The organism is Lacticaseibacillus huelsenbergensis, from assembly GCF_029726355.1.
GTDB lineage: Bacteria > Bacillota > Bacilli > Lactobacillales > Lactobacillaceae > Lacticaseibacillus > Lacticaseibacillus casei.
Genome location: NZ_CP120687.1, coordinates 2,509,442 through 2,525,250, shown reverse-complemented (window position 1 = coordinate 2,525,250; position 15,809 = coordinate 2,509,442). Strand labels below are relative to the sequence as shown.

The 15,809-nt window shown below is 49.3% G+C and carries 15 protein-coding genes and 1 other annotated feature (1 of these 16 cut by a window edge); of the genes, 1 reads left to right on the top strand and 14 read right to left on the bottom strand.

Features of this window, described 5'->3' with window-relative positions:
* Positions 1-128: 128 nt before the first annotated feature.
* Positions 129-461: a hypothetical protein gene (locus tag LHUE1_RS11685; RefSeq protein ID WP_025013188.1), complete on the bottom strand. Its 333-nt coding sequence runs from the start codon at positions 459-461 to the stop codon at positions 129-131.
* Between the two features lie 290 nt (positions 462-751).
* Between LHUE1_RS11685 and LHUE1_RS11680 the strand changes: the two genes are divergently transcribed.
* Positions 752-871 (top strand): DUF4044 domain-containing protein, encoded by a 120-nt coding sequence (locus LHUE1_RS11680; protein WP_003565145.1) that lies wholly within the window; start codon positions 752-754, stop codon positions 869-871.
* Positions 872-971: 100 nt separating this feature from the next.
* On the opposite strand, the gene cls is transcribed toward LHUE1_RS11680, so the two are convergent.
* From cls to LHUE1_RS11615, 13 genes are all read right to left on the bottom strand, one after another.
* Positions 972-2,405: a cardiolipin synthase gene (gene cls / locus LHUE1_RS11675; protein ID WP_217774552.1), complete on the bottom strand. Its 1,434-nt coding sequence runs from the start codon at positions 2,403-2,405 to the stop codon at positions 972-974.
* 323 nt (positions 2,406-2,728) lie between these two features.
* Entirely contained in the window at positions 2,729-3,541 is an 813-nt protein-coding gene (locus LHUE1_RS11670) for an amino acid ABC transporter substrate-binding protein (protein WP_049169710.1), read from the bottom strand.
* Positions 3,538-4,176: an amino acid ABC transporter ATP-binding protein gene (locus LHUE1_RS11665; RefSeq protein WP_049169709.1), complete on the bottom strand. Its 639-nt coding sequence runs from the start codon at positions 4,174-4,176 to the stop codon at positions 3,538-3,540. The genes LHUE1_RS11670 and LHUE1_RS11665 overlap by 4 nt, the downstream gene beginning before the upstream one ends.
* Before the next feature lie 12 nt (positions 4,177-4,188).
* The gene (locus LHUE1_RS11660; RefSeq protein ID WP_049169708.1) at positions 4,189-4,845 is read right to left on the bottom strand and encodes an amino acid ABC transporter permease; all 657 of its coding nucleotides are present in this window, start codon (positions 4,843-4,845) and stop codon (positions 4,189-4,191) included.
* A 620-nt stretch (positions 4,846-5,465) separates the two neighbouring features.
* Positions 5,466-6,263 carry a septum site-determining protein MinD gene (gene minD, locus LHUE1_RS11655; RefSeq protein WP_010488690.1) on the bottom strand — a complete coding sequence of 266 codons (798 nt, stop codon included), beginning with the start codon at positions 6,261-6,263 and terminating at the stop codon, positions 5,466-5,468.
* Positions 6,264-6,920: a septum site-determining protein MinC gene (locus LHUE1_RS11650; RefSeq protein WP_049169707.1), complete on the bottom strand. Its 657-nt coding sequence runs from the start codon at positions 6,918-6,920 to the stop codon at positions 6,264-6,266. It lies immediately after the preceding gene.
* A gap of 14 nt (positions 6,921-6,934) precedes the next feature.
* The gene (mreD, locus tag LHUE1_RS11645) at positions 6,935-7,465 is read right to left on the bottom strand and encodes a rod shape-determining protein MreD (RefSeq protein ID WP_049169706.1); all 531 of its coding nucleotides are present in this window, start codon (positions 7,463-7,465) and stop codon (positions 6,935-6,937) included.
* A 3-nt stretch (positions 7,466-7,468) separates the two neighbouring features.
* Entirely contained in the window at positions 7,469-8,329 is an 861-nt protein-coding gene (mreC, locus tag LHUE1_RS11640; protein ID WP_010488695.1) for a rod shape-determining protein MreC, read from the bottom strand.
* A gap of 87 nt (positions 8,330-8,416) precedes the next feature.
* On the bottom strand, positions 8,417-9,418 hold the full coding sequence (locus tag LHUE1_RS11635) for a rod shape-determining protein (protein ID WP_005684795.1): 1,002 nt from the start codon (positions 9,416-9,418) through the stop codon (positions 8,417-8,419).
* A gap of 136 nt (positions 9,419-9,554) precedes the next feature.
* Entirely contained in the window at positions 9,555-10,223 is a 669-nt protein-coding gene (gene radC, locus LHUE1_RS11630; protein ID WP_049169705.1) for a RadC family protein, read from the bottom strand.
* Between the two features lie 130 nt (positions 10,224-10,353).
* Complete coding sequence (locus LHUE1_RS11625) at positions 10,354-10,998, bottom strand: HAD family hydrolase (RefSeq protein WP_049169704.1); 645 nt, start codon at positions 10,996-10,998, stop codon at positions 10,354-10,356.
* Positions 10,995-12,281 carry a bifunctional folylpolyglutamate synthase/dihydrofolate synthase gene (locus LHUE1_RS11620; protein WP_049169703.1) on the bottom strand — a complete coding sequence of 429 codons (1,287 nt, stop codon included), beginning with the start codon at positions 12,279-12,281 and terminating at the stop codon, positions 10,995-10,997. The genes LHUE1_RS11625 and LHUE1_RS11620 overlap by 4 nt, the downstream gene beginning before the upstream one ends.
* Before the next feature lie 612 nt (positions 12,282-12,893).
* Positions 12,894-15,566 (bottom strand): valine--tRNA ligase, encoded by a 2,673-nt coding sequence (locus LHUE1_RS11615; protein WP_390882705.1) that lies wholly within the window; start codon positions 15,564-15,566, stop codon positions 12,894-12,896.
* A 227-nt stretch (positions 15,567-15,793) separates the two neighbouring features.
* Positions 15,794-15,809 (bottom strand) — a binding site (T-box leader) (it continues 187 nt past the right edge of the window).

Here is a 15,809-nt window from a genome sequence, read left to right as displayed (position 1 = left end):
TCTCCACATCTAACCACAATTGAAACAAAATTTAGTTATTTTATGTTTTAAAAAACCTTTAAGACGCAAAAAAGTCCGTGATCACAAGGATCACGGACTTTTTTAAAACGTGGGTAGAAAGTGGGGACTTATCCCAAAAAGTAGATCAATATGCCGCCAAACCACCAACAAGTGGTGGCCAATGAGAGGATTCGGGTCAACATACGCCAATAACGGTGGATAATGAGATCATATTCACGAACGACCTGCCAGATAACCAGGATCAAAGCAATCACCATGGCTGTAAACAAAATCACCCAAATAAAATTCGGGGTTTTCGTAAAAGTCAGCTGAAAAATCGCCCAAAAATTAACCACTGTCAATAAGAAGAACCAAGAACCGCCATGAAAATCAAAGTACACGACTGCCGCGACAACCATGCACCACACTAAAATCGGCAATCCCAACGCGAGCAACACCATGATAAGTCCCCCTGGAGGCAGCCGCCTGAAGCGCTGTCTATTGATACTATTCTAATTAACCCTACCCAAAGCGAGGATAAGCGTCAAGCTTGATTTAGTTGAAAGATGCACCATTGCAGTGCCAACTCATGCCGAACAATTTCAACGCTACTGTCATTCATCACAAAGTAGAACTTTGCGAACCGTTAAAAAATGGCAACTTTTTCAAAATCCCCCCAGCATCTCAGTTGCCGATCCTTGCAAAAACCAGTACAATGAGAGCCAGCAGAATAACAAAGGTGGTGTTTTCGGTGCAGAAAAAGAAAAAGTCTAAATTTCAAAAAATGACGATCATCAGCGCTTGGGTGATGATTATCATTACTGTGCTCGGCGTCGTTCTCGGTGCCCTCGCTAGTTTGCAACTTATCTAAACCGATCACCTAGGAACCTTAGTGGAATGACTTGCAAAAAAAGACCCAGCGACAACTCGTCTGTCGTTAGGCCTTTTTTCTTGCGCTCACAGCGGTCGCGTCACAGAATCGGCGCCAATAGCCGTGAGAGTTCCTCTCCTAGTCGGGCAGGCCGCTTTTTGGCATCGATAACTTTTTGCGTGTACGGTATTGCTCGTTCCATGTCGGCAAGGAAAAGTTTCTGAAATGTTTTGCCGATCCGATGATCATAAATAAACGCGGCAATTTCAAAGTTCAGTTTAAAGGAGCGAATGTCAAAGTTGGCGGTTCCGGTAGAAACGTATTTACCATCGACCACAATCGTTTTGGCATGCAAGAAACCTTCTTCATACAAGAACGCTTGCCCACCGTTAGCCACGACTTGGTTCAGGTAAAACTGAGAAGCTTTGGCCATCAGTTCCTGATTGGTTTTCTTCGGAATCATAATGCGGACATCGACACCAGCATTGGCCGCGATCGTCAACGCATCCAGCAAGCTGTCATCCGGCACGAAATACGGCGACTCGATCCAGATACTGCGCTTAGCCTGATTGATGAGACCCAGATAACCCAGTTTAATTGCCTCAACCTGCTGCTCCGGTCCTCCAGCAACCACCTGCATCGTTGTATTACCAGTGACAACCGGTTCGCGGAAAAGAACGTCAACATTTTTAACCTGTTGCTTTCGGCTGGTACCATTCCAGTCCATCAGAAAACGCGCTTGAATCACGGCAACTGCCTTACCCTGAATCCGCAGCTGGGTATCGCGTAACGTGGGCAAGCCATGATGCTCTTTTCCTAAATTAAAGCCCCCCAAGTATGCCAGATGCCCATCGATGACAATCAGCTTACGGTGATTCCGAAAGTTAATTCGCGGATTCCACCGCCCAAGTTTCGTCGCCACAAACCGCTCAACCTGGCCACCTGCATCGGTCAATCCTTTCCAAAAACTGATCGGCAAGCCATGAGAACCAAAAGTGTCGTACAAAACGCGTACGGTAACACCGGCATGCGCCTTTTCAATTAATAAATCCCGTAACTGCCGGCCCACTGCATCCGGCTGAATCGTGTAAGCTTCAATATGAATGTGCTCGGTCGCTAACCCGATGTCTTCAAACAGTTGCTTGAAAAAAGCTTCGCGTAACGCCAAAACCTGAACCTCATTATGGGTGGTCACCAAAGCATCATCGGCCCGCAGTAATGTGCGAACCAGCTCAGAAACGCCGCCGCTACCAGGGGTGCCAATTAACGGCTGGCCGGCTGCAAGGGCTTCTTGCTGCTGAACGACCAAGTCATTGATGCCTAAAAGCCGTTGCGTCATCAAGTCTTGCATGCGATTAGCCCGCAACTTACGGCCAAACACAAAATAAATGATAAAACCCACAAACGGCAGCAGCATCAATACCAACAGCCATGCCCATACTGCGGAGATGTCACGATGCGAGCGAAAAACCGTCACAATCGCAATCAACGCATTCACAAGATAAAGCCCGCCAAAAATCAACCCAAGCCACATAAACTTGCCTCCTCGCCAGATTCACGCTAAATGATGCCATATCAGAATGCTTGCCAGCCAATCACATGGCAATGATTATACTCTACTTTACCGACAAGGCAGCGTAAAAGTCCAGTGGTGCTGACGTAACGACGGCTCATTCTCGCTGCATTTTCTTCCTAAAGATCGGTGCCCTAACGCCATCTTCTGACAATAAAAACGCCAGGAGAAATGCTACGGTCAGATGAATCAGTGCCTGCCGCAGCATTTTTCTCAGCGTTTATAGACGATTGATCAGTGATGACACGTCACTAACCAAAAACTCATCCGGTCGCAATCGCCAATCACTCTTCAACTTTACCGAACCACTTCTTTTGCAGTTTTGCGATGGTGCCATCGGCCTTCAATGCCTTCAAGCCAGCGTTGATTTTGCCGCGCAAGACATGGTCGGATTTCCGCATCCCCACAGCAAAATCTTCTGGCGGAAACGGATCGTTAACAATGTGATAGCTTGACGGGTCCGCTTTGTGGGCAATGTAATAACGTGCATAAACTTCATCCATCAAAATCCCCTGAATCCGCCCCGCGTCTAAGTCAATAAAGGCGTCATTGAACGTATCGTAGAGAATCGGGGTTTTGTTGGCAATCATATTCTTTAAAATTTTCGGTTGCGCGTCCAGGTCAAACGCACCGCTTGATCCCGTCTGCACGCCTAGGGTTTTCCCTTTCATATCCTTCAGTGAATGAATCTGACTCTTGGTTTTGGTAACCAGAATCTGATGATTAATCAGGTAGTTGTCGGAAAAGGCAACTTTTTCTTTGCGTTCCGGCGTGACGGAATAGCCGTTCCAAATCAAGTCAATGGTTTGATTTTTCAGTTCGGTTTCTTTCATGGACCAGTCAATCGTCTGAAAATCGGCTTTGATGCCATAGCGCTTAAAGACGGCCTTTGCCAAATCAATGTCATATCCGGCAAGCTGACCATTCTTTTGGCGAAAGCCCATCGGCACGAACGTATCGTCTAAACCAATCACGACTTTTTTAGTGCGCTCAATCCGCGGCCAGGAATTGTTGACGGTTTCGCGCGCACAGCCGCTGATGATAAAGCCTGCCATGGCCAAAACGACCATGACGGCTAATAAAATTCGCCGTTTCATTGGCCATCACCGCCTTTGCCAACGTGATAAGTCGTGTCCGCAACACTCTTGGCAAAGTCCATATCATGGGTCACCACGACCTGCGTCATTCCGGAAGCCTTAAACTGATTAACCATCTCAGCCACGTTCTCCCGCAACAACGGATCCAGTGCGCTGGTCGGTTCATCATACAAAAGAATTTGTGGATTCAACGCCAACGCCCGCGCGATCGCGACCCGTTGTTTTTGCCCACCGGAAAGTGAATACGGATATGCCTGAGCCTGATCGCTTAACGCCAATTGATCCAATAATTTCTTGGCAGTCGCATCAGCCTGTTGCTGGTCAACCCCTTGCAACGTTGGAGCCAACGTAATATTCCGCATCACGGACAGATTCGGAAAAAGCTCAAAGTTTTGAAAGACAACCCCGATGATCCCTTGTTTACGCATGGCCTGCGCGGTTGTCGGCTCGCCGTTCCAGATCATGGTACCTGAATCAGCCTGCTCCAGTCCGCTGATAATCCGCAGCAGTGTCGTTTTTCCGGCACCACTGGGACCCACGATCGCTAGGGTTTTACCATCTTCAATGGTCACTGTGACATTTTTCAAAACCGGTCGGCCGTTAAAAGATTTGTTGATATTTTTCAGTTCTAACATGTTCGACGCCTCCTAGCGATAGTATGAAAATGCTGCTTCGATCCGTTTTTGCAGGAACGTCAGGATCAGCGTCAGCAACAGGTAGATCACCCCAACCAAGACAAGCGGCAACAAGGTGACATCGCGGGCACTGGCAATATTCCCGGCCCGCAGCAGATCGCCCAAGCCGATGACATAAACCAAGCTGGAATCCTTCACAAGGTTGATGACTTCGTTACCGATGGACGGCAACACGATTTTAACGACTTGCGGGATAACGACATACCGCAATGCCTGCCAGCGCGTCATGTTTAAAACGGTGCTAGCTTCAAATTGGCCTTCATCAACGGCCCCAAAGCCGCCACGGAAGATTTCTGCGAAGTAGGCAGCGTAATTTAGAATAAAGGCAACTAAAGCCGCCGAGAACCGATCAAAAACAATCCCGATAATCGGTAAACCATAAAAGATAAACATCAATTGCAACAACAATGGCGTTCCCCGAAAGACCCAAACGTAACCTTCCAAAAGGCTTTTTCCTGCCTTACCCAGAATTGATTTAGGTTTGGGAATGAGTCCCACTGACAAAATCAAGCCAAGTGGAATGGCGCCAACCAACGTGATGGCAAAAATCCCCAAAGTCATTTTCACACCAGATAATAAGGCCGGTAAAATCTGAAAAATATAAGTCATGGTGCTTCCTCCTTCAAATCCGTGACAACTTTACTGCCATGGTTTCTGTTCATTTTATTAAACGCGTTTTGTGGTTGGCGGGCCGCAACCGGTGACCGACTGATAATGCAAAAAAGCGTCCTCTTGCATCAAGCAAGAGGACGCTTTTTTGCGCGGTACCACCTCAATTTGCCGACTGTTCACACAGTCGACCTCATGTGGTTGAAATCAACTTCATAATCATCATTCGAAATCGCAGTCATAAAAAAATCCTCTTACAGCAAGTTGCTGTAAGAGGACGGCTTAAACCGCGGTTCCACCTCAGATTTACCAATTGCTCACACAATCAGTCTCATGTAGTTATTTCAACCACGGCGATAACGAGCCCAACCGAGACGACCTACTAAGGTTCAATCGCCCACTCATGGATGTGTGATCAACGGATGACTGCCCGGTTCCCATCAACCCGGACTCGCTTGAAGTCATGACCGCTCATCGATTCCACTCAACGCTTTAATGAATTGTCACTAAATTACACCGAAAATCATCGAAAGTCAACTATTCCTAAAAATTCGTGCAGCTTTTCGTCGGAAAAGTGATGGCCGAATTCCCGCGTCGACGCACCACACCGTGTGGCTTAATTAGTTATGCCGATGAAAAAGTTTTGACCAGAAGCCTTGCTTTTTAAGGCGAATGTCCATTAACGGCACGCTGTCGCCCAACAGTCGCCGGGCAATATTGCGGTAACCTTTGCTGGCCAAATCATCCGGATCCATCACAATCGCTTCACCTTTGTTTGAGCTCTCAATCACACCGTCATCATCAACGATAATGCCCAGCAAATCGAGTCCCAGATGACTGGTGATTTCGTCAATGTCCATCGAGCGGCCATCTGCCAGCATATTTTGCCGAATACGGTTGATGATCAATCGCGGTTTAAGCGGCATATCCCGCTGTTCAAGCAAACCAACCACCCGATCGGCATCACTGACTGCCGAAATTTCCGGTGTGGTCACCACAATCGCCCCATCGGCAGCGCCCGTCGCATTGCGAAAGCCTTGCTCAATACCGGCAGGCGAATCAAGAATGATATAGTCAAAATCCGGCCGCAACTGTTCAACAATTTCGACAACCTGCTCGGGCTCTATGGCATCCTTTTCAGCATTTTGCGCCGCTGGCAATAAGTATAAAAGGTCATCAAAGCGTTTGTCTTTGATCAAAGCTTGATGCAATTTAGCCCGGCCGGTAGCGACATCGACAATGTCATAAATAATCCGATTAGATAGCCCCATGACCACGTCCAAATTACGCAAGCCAATATCAAGGTCCAATAAAACCACCCGCTTGCCCTGCAAAGCCAATGCGGTGCCGATGTTGGCCGAGGTGGTCGTTTTACCAACACCACCTTTACCGGAAGTAACCACTAACGCTGTACCCATCTACATTGCCTCCATTTGCTTGAATAATCGCGGCCGAAGATTCGCCAGTTCAGCCATTTTGGCGTGTGTCATTGTATGTAACTCACTTAAATAAGCGACTGGCTTGAGCGGATCATAGTGATCAGCGACAATCTCGATCACATCGGCAATTCGCACCTGGCTGGCCCCTTCAAGATCACCAACCACAACGGCGCGTGTATCCCCTTGGCTGCCAGCCTGCACCACGCCGCTGACCTTACCCATCACAAAAACATTCCCGGAAGCACATAAAGTCGCACCGGAATGCAGATCGCCCAAGAACAGCACATCACCCATGATGTCAATCGTTTGGCCAGACCGAATCACCCCACCAATACGATGCGTCATTTTGGCCGTGACCATATCTGCCACCACATCTTTGTCAACGACCGCACTGGTAATGCCGTTGATTGAAAAACGCGGATAATCGGCGAAAACCGATTGAATTTGGGCAAGCTGCTCTTCAGTCAACAAACGATTACCGGTTTCCAAGCGATAACTGACTTCACCAGTCGGCGTTTCTTCATACAGCTTCCCCAGTAACGTTTTCAGCGTCCCGATGATCTGCATAAAATCCGCCGTATCTTGAAGCTGCAGTGCCAGACTGTCGTTTCGACCTTTTAAGACCACACTGTCCACATCATCACCCCAAACTATTCTTCCGCTAAGTTAATCAATACCCGATGCAATGGGCCATACACAATGACGAAAAGAATCAGATTGACCGTCAACCCCGGCCCCAAATGATTGGCAATCAGCATCACTACACTGGAACTGCCATAACCAATAAAATGATTCACAAAATAATTGGCGACACCATACAGCAATAGCGCAATGATATACACCATCCCGACAAAAACCGCGGTGTGCGGAATGTACGGCCGAATCTGACGCACGATATAAATCACTAACGCGAACAATAAAGCATTGACGCCTAATATGCCGGTGTAAAAGCTGTCAAAAATCAACCCGATCAAGGCGGCAATCCAGGTCGTGTACTTCTCTTCCGGAACTAGCAGGGTCACCATAACCAAGCCTAACAAAGTCAGCTGCGGCGTACCCATAAAACTCGGCCGCATAATCCACTGGGCTAATACGGATGCCAGACTGCCATCAATTAATAACAGCAAAAGCAGGATTGAAATAATCCACCAATGCCCTGTAAAGTGTTTTTCGTTCAACATATATCAGTCACCCTTGATTGTCCGCGAAATGACCGTCACAACCGTTACATCATTGAGATTCGCAGCCGGTGACAGATAAACGGTATTGGCAAGCCCATAGTCATCTTTTTTAACACTAGTGACTTCTCCGATAAGCAAGCCTTTAGGGGTCATGCCGCCCAAGCCGCTGGTCACGACTTTATCGCCTTTTTTAATCGCATGCTCGCTGTTCAGTTCGCCAAGAACCAAGTCACCCGACTTTTCGTCATAGCCAGTGATGATCCCGTTAACTTCTTTATCCTCACTCGTTTCAACGGCGGCAGCGACGCGATCACTGGACTTATTGGCAGTCGATAGCATTTCGACTTTTGAACTGGTTCGATTGACTTCAACGATCCGCCCGACCAATCCGGATCCGGCCATCACCGGCATGCCTTTTTTAACCCCTGCCGCGCTGCCTTGGTTAATCACCACCATGTTCCGCCAATCACTCGGTGTTCGCAAAATAACGGCGGCGCTGATCTGCGAGTAATCAGTCAAAGTACCGTTCAATTTCAACTGTTGTTTCAGCTGTTTGTTTTCGCGTTTCAGGGTTTGAACCTGTACTTTGGTCTGGGCCAGACTATCTAGCTGTTGTTTCAGGTGTTGATTCTCCTGGAACGTATCCATCAGGCTATGCACGTCATCCAACCCGTTGCGGGCAAAATCCCCTGGTAAGGCAACCAACCGGCCACCGATGCCAACAACATCATTGGCAATCCGCTGAATAAACGGCGGGGTATTGCGATTGTTGCTCGCATAAATCGACCCAGCGACCAGACCAATACTGACCAGCAAAGCGATCATGAGGGCGATCAATTTTTTATTGGAAAAGAATTTCTGCATTGGTTCCTCCGTCACACTCGCGAAAAGAGGCCAGGATCCTTCATCCCAGCCTCTTGCCACACGCAAAGCATCTTCATTTATGGGCTGTTAACGTTTCTTTAAAACGTCAATATTCTTCAGCGATTCGCCAGTTCCGATCGCAACGCAATCCAGCGGGTCCTGGGCGATAAAGACCGGTACTTTGGTTTCATCGGAAATGACATCCGGCAGATGCTTCAAAAGCGCCCCGCCACCAGTTAGCACGATACCGTGATCGATCACATCAGCCGCAATTTCCGGAGACGTTTCTTCCAGCGTCTCTTTAATAGCCGTGATGATGTCAAGCACGTTCTCATGAATCGCCGAGGCAATGTCCGTCGCCGAAATGTCAATCGTCTTAGGCAGACCACTTAATAAATCTCGGCCGCGAACCGTCATCCCGTCGATGTCAGCGGCTTTTTCAACCGATGCCGACCCGATTTGAATCTTCATCGCTTCAGCAGTTCGTTCGCCGATTAATAAATTAAAATTCTGTCGCAAATGATTGATAATGGCTTCGTCAAACTTATCGCCAGCCACTCGAATGGAGCGACTCGAAACGATGCCGCCTAATGAAATCGTGGCAACATCGGTTGTGCCGCCACCGATGTCAACGACCATACTGCCTGTCGGGTCCATAACCGGCAAGCCGGCACCGATCGCCGCGGCGTATGGTTCTTCAATCACAAACGCATCCCGTGCACCAGCTACTTTAGCCGCATCAATGACGGCACGCTTTTCAACTTCGGTAACCCCACTTGGTACGCAAATCATCACCTGCGGATGGCTGCCATTACCCAATGCTTTTTGCATGAAGTATTTCAACATGGCCGCAGTCGTGTCGTAGTCAGCGATGACCCCATCTTTCATTGGTCGGATCGCCACGATATTGGTCGGGGTACGACCGATCATGTCGCGGGCTTCTTCACCAACGGCAATGACTTCTTCCGTCTGGGTATTCTTCGCGACCACGGAAGGCTCATTTAAGACAATGCCCTTGCCGTCGACGTAAACTAAGGTATTTGCGGTGCCAAGATCGATCCCGATATTCTTTGATCCAAATCCAAACAAGACGTTCTCTCCTTATGCTGACTCATTTCGTATTAACTCCATGCATTATAGCATATTTATTTCTGTGACAAAATGTGAAACCGCCTGATTTTGGCACCTTACCGCCAATTTCAAAAAACCTTACAATTTTCTTGAATTAATTAAAGTCAGGATCGTCTCGGGCAAAAGAATAAAACGCCTTCCCGCCGATAATCAAATGATCCAGCAAATTCATCCCTAGCAACGCCGCCGCTAACTGAAAACGGGTTGTCGTATCGCGATCTGCCTGACTCGGCGCCGGATCGCCGCTCGGATGATTGTGAACCATAATGAGATTTGTGGCACTCAATTTTAAGGCTTCACGAAATACCACCCGCGGATCGGCCAATGCAGAATCGACCGTACCAATCGCCACAGTTTGCTCGGTAATAATCTGATTTTTGACATCTAAAAACAAAATCAGCATGGACTCCTGATTAGCACCGGCAAAACGCGAAACCATGTTCTTGCCTAGCTGTTCGCTATTTTTAATCTGCCCATAACGAACGGATTGTCGGCGCATCACCCGGCGACCCAATTCCACCCCTGCCAAAATACTGGCGCGTTTGGCGGCACCTAAGCCGCGAATGTGATCCAATGAGTCACCATCGCCTTCCGCCAGACCTTGCAATGCCGGATAGGTTGCCAACACCTCACTCACGATCTCTTTGACCGGATAATGCTGGTTTCCCGCCCGCACAATCAGTTGTAGCAATTCCGCATCTGTCAGTGCTGCCGGTCCGTGCGCCAATAACCGTTCGCGTGGTTGTTCAGTTGCATCTGCCATCGTTTTCCCCCTGGTAGCACACGTACAGGTCGCATCAGTTCAATTCCCACATTGCGTTTCGAGCTGATGCTGATTGAATGTCCTGGTTGCGCGCTGCGATTTTGAGCCAATTCATGACTCACTAGGAAGATTACGCAAATGTGCCATGCTTTTGCAGCCAGTCCGGCAGTTCGGTGATAGATGATAAAATAGCGGTCGCTTTCTCATCCGGTTGCTGGGCAATACCGGGAATCATGACCACAGGCAGGCCAGCTCCCTCTGCGGCCGCCACCCCGACGTGCGTGTCTTCGATGACGATCGCCGGGCCAGCGCCTAAATGCCTTTTCATGACCTGATACACTTCGGGATCCGGCTTATGCGCCTTGACATCACTGCCGGTCAAAATCGGGTCAAACCAGTCTTGCCAACCGGCTGCTGCCAAAACCACATCAACATAATGCTGAGCGCTACTGGTTGCCAATGCCAGCCGATAACGAGCAGCCCGCAGCGTTCTCAAGGCTTCATCAGCTCCAGGCAACACAAAATCGGCACCATTGCGAATCCGATCCAACACATCCTTGGTCGAAAATTCTTGAAACCACGCAGCATTTTCCGACCCAACAAGATCTGCAATAATCTTGGCTTCGTTTGGCCCCGCCGAACCGACTAACGGGCGAAAATCATCTTCGGTTCGCTTCAATCCCAACTCAGCTGCGGCGCGCACGTTGCTTTGAAGATAAATTGCTTCGGTATCAACCAAGGTTCCGTCCAGATCAAAAATCACGGTTGTTGTCATGACTTTCCCTCCAATAAAGTTTGACGCACGGCAGCAGCAAGATACAAGGACCCAGTGATCACAATCGGTTGTTCCGGGTCATTATCCAAGCTGGCTGCTAATGCCGCCTGCCATGAGTCTTTTAACTGTCCTTCATGAAGCCTTTGGTACCCGGCTTCAGGTAATGCACGTGGCGTCCCCGGCACTGGCACGAGGTAAACAGTCGCAAATGCCCGTGTCAGCATATCTGCCATCGATGCATAATCCTTATCGGCCAAAATACCGGCAATCACCGTAACCGGTCCGGAAAACAGTTCATGCAACGCAGTGACCAGACCCTTGATACCGTCCGGATTATGCGCACCATCCAGCACAATAAACGGCGAATCGCTAATCTTCTCAAGCCGCGCCGGCCAGCGACTGGCCGCAAGTCCTTGGCGAATATCGCGCGCCGTCAACGGCCAGTCGGTTACCTGTGCATAAATTTTAGCGGTTTTAATTGCAATCGCCATATTACGCTGTTGATAGTCCCCGACTAATGGCACGGTCAGATCCGCTAACGATCCGTCTTCATCCTGGTACGTCAACCGCTGTCCCCAGCCGTGCAGCTTGGCTTTGGGAACAGTGAAATCCCGACCGAAGCGAAACCACTGACTACCGGTGGACTGCGTTTTGGCCGCTACCACTGCCGCTGCATCGGGTACCAAGTCACCGGTAACGACCGGAACTCCGGGCTTGATAATACCAGCCTTATGCGTCGCAATCGCCGTGATGGTATTGCCTAACAATTTCTGATGATCCAGCGCCACCTCCGTCAGCACACTCACAACCGGCGTGATGACATTGGTTGAATCGGTATCTCCGCCAATGCCGACTTCGATAACCGCCACATCAACGCGGCGCTGACGAAAATACCAAAACGCTAAGGCGGTGACAAATTCAAACTCGGTTACATTAAAGTCAGGCTGAGTGGTGCGCAAGTCATCAAGTGCTGCCCGGGCGACCGCAACCGCCTGTACCAGTTCATCATCGAGGATCGGCACATGGTCAATCATCATGCGTTCATTGAAGTGCATAATAAACGGCGAAGTAAACAAGCCCACTTTCAGCCCGCTAGCTTCCAGCACATGAGCAATGGCGTTAGCCGTCGATCCCTTCCCGTTCGTGCCAGTGATATGAATATAGTGACCTTCTTTCTGCGGGTCACCGAGCGCGTGTAACAACGTCAGAATACGACGATGATCGCCGGTTTTGGCTAAACGCGGAAAAGAATGAATATAAGCAACACTTTCAGAGTAGTTCATCGTTAACTTCCTTCAATCGTGACATCCATGCAGACACCGCCTTTGCAGCGCCTCAATATGGCTTAATCATACCAGAAAATGCTGGTCGGCTAAGCCGCTGATAACGGAAATTTTGCTCAATTCATGAGGAATACACGGATCTACGCCTATTCGTATAGTAGAAAATCTCAGGCAATTAGTTTGTCACCGTGCCAAACTCCGCAATCGGAGGCCAGATGGGGCTCAGCTGTGAGACCGTGCCAAACTCCGCAATCGGAGGCCAGATGGGGCTCAGCTGTGAGATTGTACTAGCCGGGCGATCTTCCCGGCGTAGTACAAGGCCGAGCTTTGAGACTCAGCGGGCTTTGCTGAGGCTCAAAGTCGTGCCCACAGCGTTCCAGCCCCATCTGGCCGGAGATTGCTCCGCTTTGGCACTAACGTCTTAATAATCCAACGAATTCTCCTAGGAAAACTAGAAGCGGACATACTCCAGTTATAGTTGGAGTATGTCCGCTTCTGTATTGTGGCTATAGATTATGACCCAGCCTCTCGGAAATCTAGTTAAGCTATGTCACCCACACCGCTTGAGGTTGACGGACGAACATTTTACCTGCAAGACCGGGCTTCGATCTCTTATGCCTGCTGCAACTGCTCAAGCCGCTGCTGGGTGCTGCTGAGTTGGTCGGCGAAGTCGCTGCGCTTGGTGCGTTGTTCGGCGACAACCGCTTCAGGCGCTTTGGACAGGAAACCTTGATTGTTGAGTTTCTTGTCAATTCGGGCAATTTCCTGTTCAAGCTTCTTAGCATCTTTGGTTAGCTTGGCCCTTTCTTCGTCCAGATCGACTAATTCATTGAGCGGAACAAAGATTGTTGCTCCGGTAATGACGGCGCTGCCAGCCATTTTCGGCTCTGCTACATCGGTTCCGACGGTGAATTCCTTGCTGTTAACAAACCGATCGATGAAATCGAAGTTCTGGTCAAAAATCGGCTTCAAAGCAGGATCCGTCAACTTCACGATAATATCAACCTTGGTTTTAAGCGGTGCGCCTGCTTCTTTACGAATACTGCGAACGCCGCGGATAAGCGCAATAATAGCATCCATCGCACTGGTTGCGTCGGCATTTTCAAACGCAGTGTTTTCCACAGGGTAGCTGGCGGTTACGATGGACTTGCCGGAGTGCGGCAAAGCCAACCACAACTTCTCGGTCACAAACGGCATCACTGGGTGCAAAAGCCGCAGAATCTGATCAAGGGCATAAGCCAGATTAACCCGTTTAGCTGCCTTGGCCTTTTCATCGTCACCGTAGAGGACTTCCTTGCTCATTTCAACATACCAGTCCGCAAAGACATTCCAGGTAAAGTTGTAAAGGGTCCGACCCATTTCGCCAAATTCAAACCGTTCAGACAGATCGGTAACCTGCTTAATGGTTTCGTTTAATTGCGAAAAAAGCCACTTATCGGATAAGTCAAATGTGCTTGGATCAGGCTGCTGCGGCTTGTCCAGATCGCCTAGATTCATCATCACGAAGCGTGAAATATTCCAAATCTTGTTGATGAAATTCCAGGCAGCTTCAACCTGTTTGTAACTAAACCGCGTATCCTGCCCCGGCTTATTACCTGTGATCAGGAACCACCGCAGGGCATCGGCGCCATATTTTTCAATGACGTCCATTGGGTCAATCCCGTTTCCTAGCGACTTGCTCATCTTGCGGCCTTGTTCGTCCCGCATCAGGCCGTGAATCAGCGTGTATTGGAATGGTCGCTCGCCGGTGAAGTGTAATCCTTGGAAGATCATGCGGGCAACCCAAAATGGGATAATGTCGTAGCCTGTGACCAAGGTGTTCGTCGGATAATACCGCTTATAATCCGGCGCATCGGTATTCGGCCAGCCCATTGTGGAAAATGGCCACAAAGCACTGGAAAACCACGTGTCCAGTACGTCAGGATCCTGGCGCCAATTTTCAATATCCTTCGGTGCTTCCATACCGACGTAAATTTCACCGGTGTGCTTGTTGTACCAAGCCGGAATCTGATGGCCCCACCATAATTGCCGGGAAATGACCCAATCGTGAATATTTTCCATCCATTGCAAATAAGTGTGCTCAAAGCGCTCCGGAACAAAGGTTACTTTCTTATCACTTTCCTGTTGGGCCTTGATGGCTGCTTCGGCGAGCGGCTTCATTTTGACAAACCACTGCGTCGACAAACGGGCTTCGACTTGAACGCCGGTCCGCTCGCTGTGACCAACACTATGCACAATCGGTTCGACTTTAAGTAATAGGCCTTCCTTATCCAAATCCGCCACCATGGCTTTACGGGCTTCAAACCGATCCATCCCATTGTATTTGCCGGCATTTTCATTCATCGTGCCGTCATCGTTCATGGTATTGATGCGCTTCAGATCATGGCGATTGCCAACCTGAAAGTCGTTAGGATCGTGCGCTGGGGTGATTTTAACGGCCCCAGTTCCGAAATCAGGATCAACGTAGGCATCCTCAATGATTGGAATTTTGCGGTTAGCCAGCGGCAGAATTAATTCCTTGCCAACCATATCTTTGTAGCGCTTGTCACCAGGATGAACGGCCACCGCAGTATCGCCCATCATGGTTTCCGGACGAGTCGTGGCGATTTCGATATACCCGCTACCATCGGCAAACGGATATTTGACGTGATAAAAAGCGCCTTTATCGTCTTTATGAATGACTTCGATATCGGACAATGCCGTGCGGGCTTGCGGATCCCAGTTAACGATATATTCGCCGCGGTAAATCAGGCCTTGTTTGTAGAGTTCGACAAACACCTTGCGAACGGCTTCGTTCAGGCCTTTGTCCAAGGTGAAGCGCTCACGGCTGTAATCCAGCGACAAGCCCATCTTCGCCCACTGGCCGTGAATGGTTTTGGCAAATTCATCTTTCCATTTCCAGACCTTCTGGACAAACTTTTCGCGGCCTAAGTCATAGCGACTAATGCCTTCCTTGCGCAATTTGGCTTCAACTTTCGCCTGTGTGGCAATTCCGGCATGGTCCATCCCCGGCAGCCACAGCGTATCAAAGCCTTGCATCCGCTTTTGGCGAATCACGATGTCCTGCAAGGTTGTATCCCAGGCATGGCCCATGTGCAGCTTCCCAGTTACATTGGGTGGCGGAATGACAATCGAATACGGCTTGGCTTTTGGATCGCCGCTTGGTTTAAAAACATCTTCGTCCAGCCATTCCTGATAGCGGCCTGCTTCGACCGCTTTATGATCATATTTTGGTGCTAATGTTTCATCACTCACTGGCTCCACCTCACAAATTTTTCTGTCCATCCAGGTTTTCAGGACCGCAATATGCAGATTTGTCGACCGCGTTGGTTCGCGCTTCCTATAACGCGCCGGCTCACGCTTCTCCATAACGCGCTCCCCGGCGCAGGAGTCTGCGTGTAAGGACCTTGGTCGCAATGGCAAAAAACGCCATCACGCCCAAGGCCGCTTACACTCCGACTCCTAACCGCACCGGCTCGCGCTCACACAAAAAAAGCCCTAATTTATATAAAAATTAGGACGATTTCA

Coding starts and splice junctions, on each gene's coding strand:
- LHUE1_RS11685 (WP_025013188.1), bottom strand. CDS start 461: ATGGTGTTGCTCGCGTTGGGATTGCCGATTTTAGTGTGGTGCATGGTT.
- cls (WP_217774552.1), bottom strand. CDS start 2,405: ATGTGGCTTGGGTTGATTTTTGGCGGGCTTTATCTTGTGAATGCGTTG.
- LHUE1_RS11670 (WP_049169710.1), bottom strand. CDS start 3,541: ATGAAACGGCGAATTTTATTAGCCGTCATGGTCGTTTTGGCCATGGCA.
- LHUE1_RS11665 (WP_049169709.1), bottom strand. CDS start 4,176: ATGTTAGAACTGAAAAATATCAACAAATCTTTTAACGGCCGACCGGTT.
- LHUE1_RS11660 (WP_049169708.1), bottom strand. CDS start 4,845: ATGACTTATATTTTTCAGATTTTACCGGCCTTATTATCTGGTGTGAAA.
- minD (WP_010488690.1), bottom strand. CDS start 6,263: ATGGGTACAGCGTTAGTGGTTACTTCCGGTAAAGGTGGTGTTGGTAAA.
- mreD (WP_049169706.1), bottom strand. CDS start 7,465: ATGTTGAACGAAAAACACTTTACAGGGCATTGGTGGATTATTTCAATC.
- mreC (WP_010488695.1), bottom strand. CDS start 8,329: ATGCAGAAATTCTTTTCCAATAAAAAATTGATCGCCCTCATGATCGCT.
- radC (WP_049169705.1), bottom strand. CDS start 10,223: ATGGCAGATGCAACTGAACAACCACGCGAACGGTTATTGGCGCACGGA.
- LHUE1_RS11625 (WP_049169704.1), bottom strand. CDS start 10,998: ATGACAACAACCGTGATTTTTGATCTGGACGGAACCTTGGTTGATACC.
- LHUE1_RS11620 (WP_049169703.1), bottom strand. CDS start 12,281: ATGAACTACTCTGAAAGTGTTGCTTATATTCATTCTTTTCCGCGTTTA.
- LHUE1_RS11615 (WP_390882705.1), bottom strand. CDS start 15,566: ATGGACAGAAAAATTTGTGAGGTGGAGCCAGTGAGTGATGAAACATTA.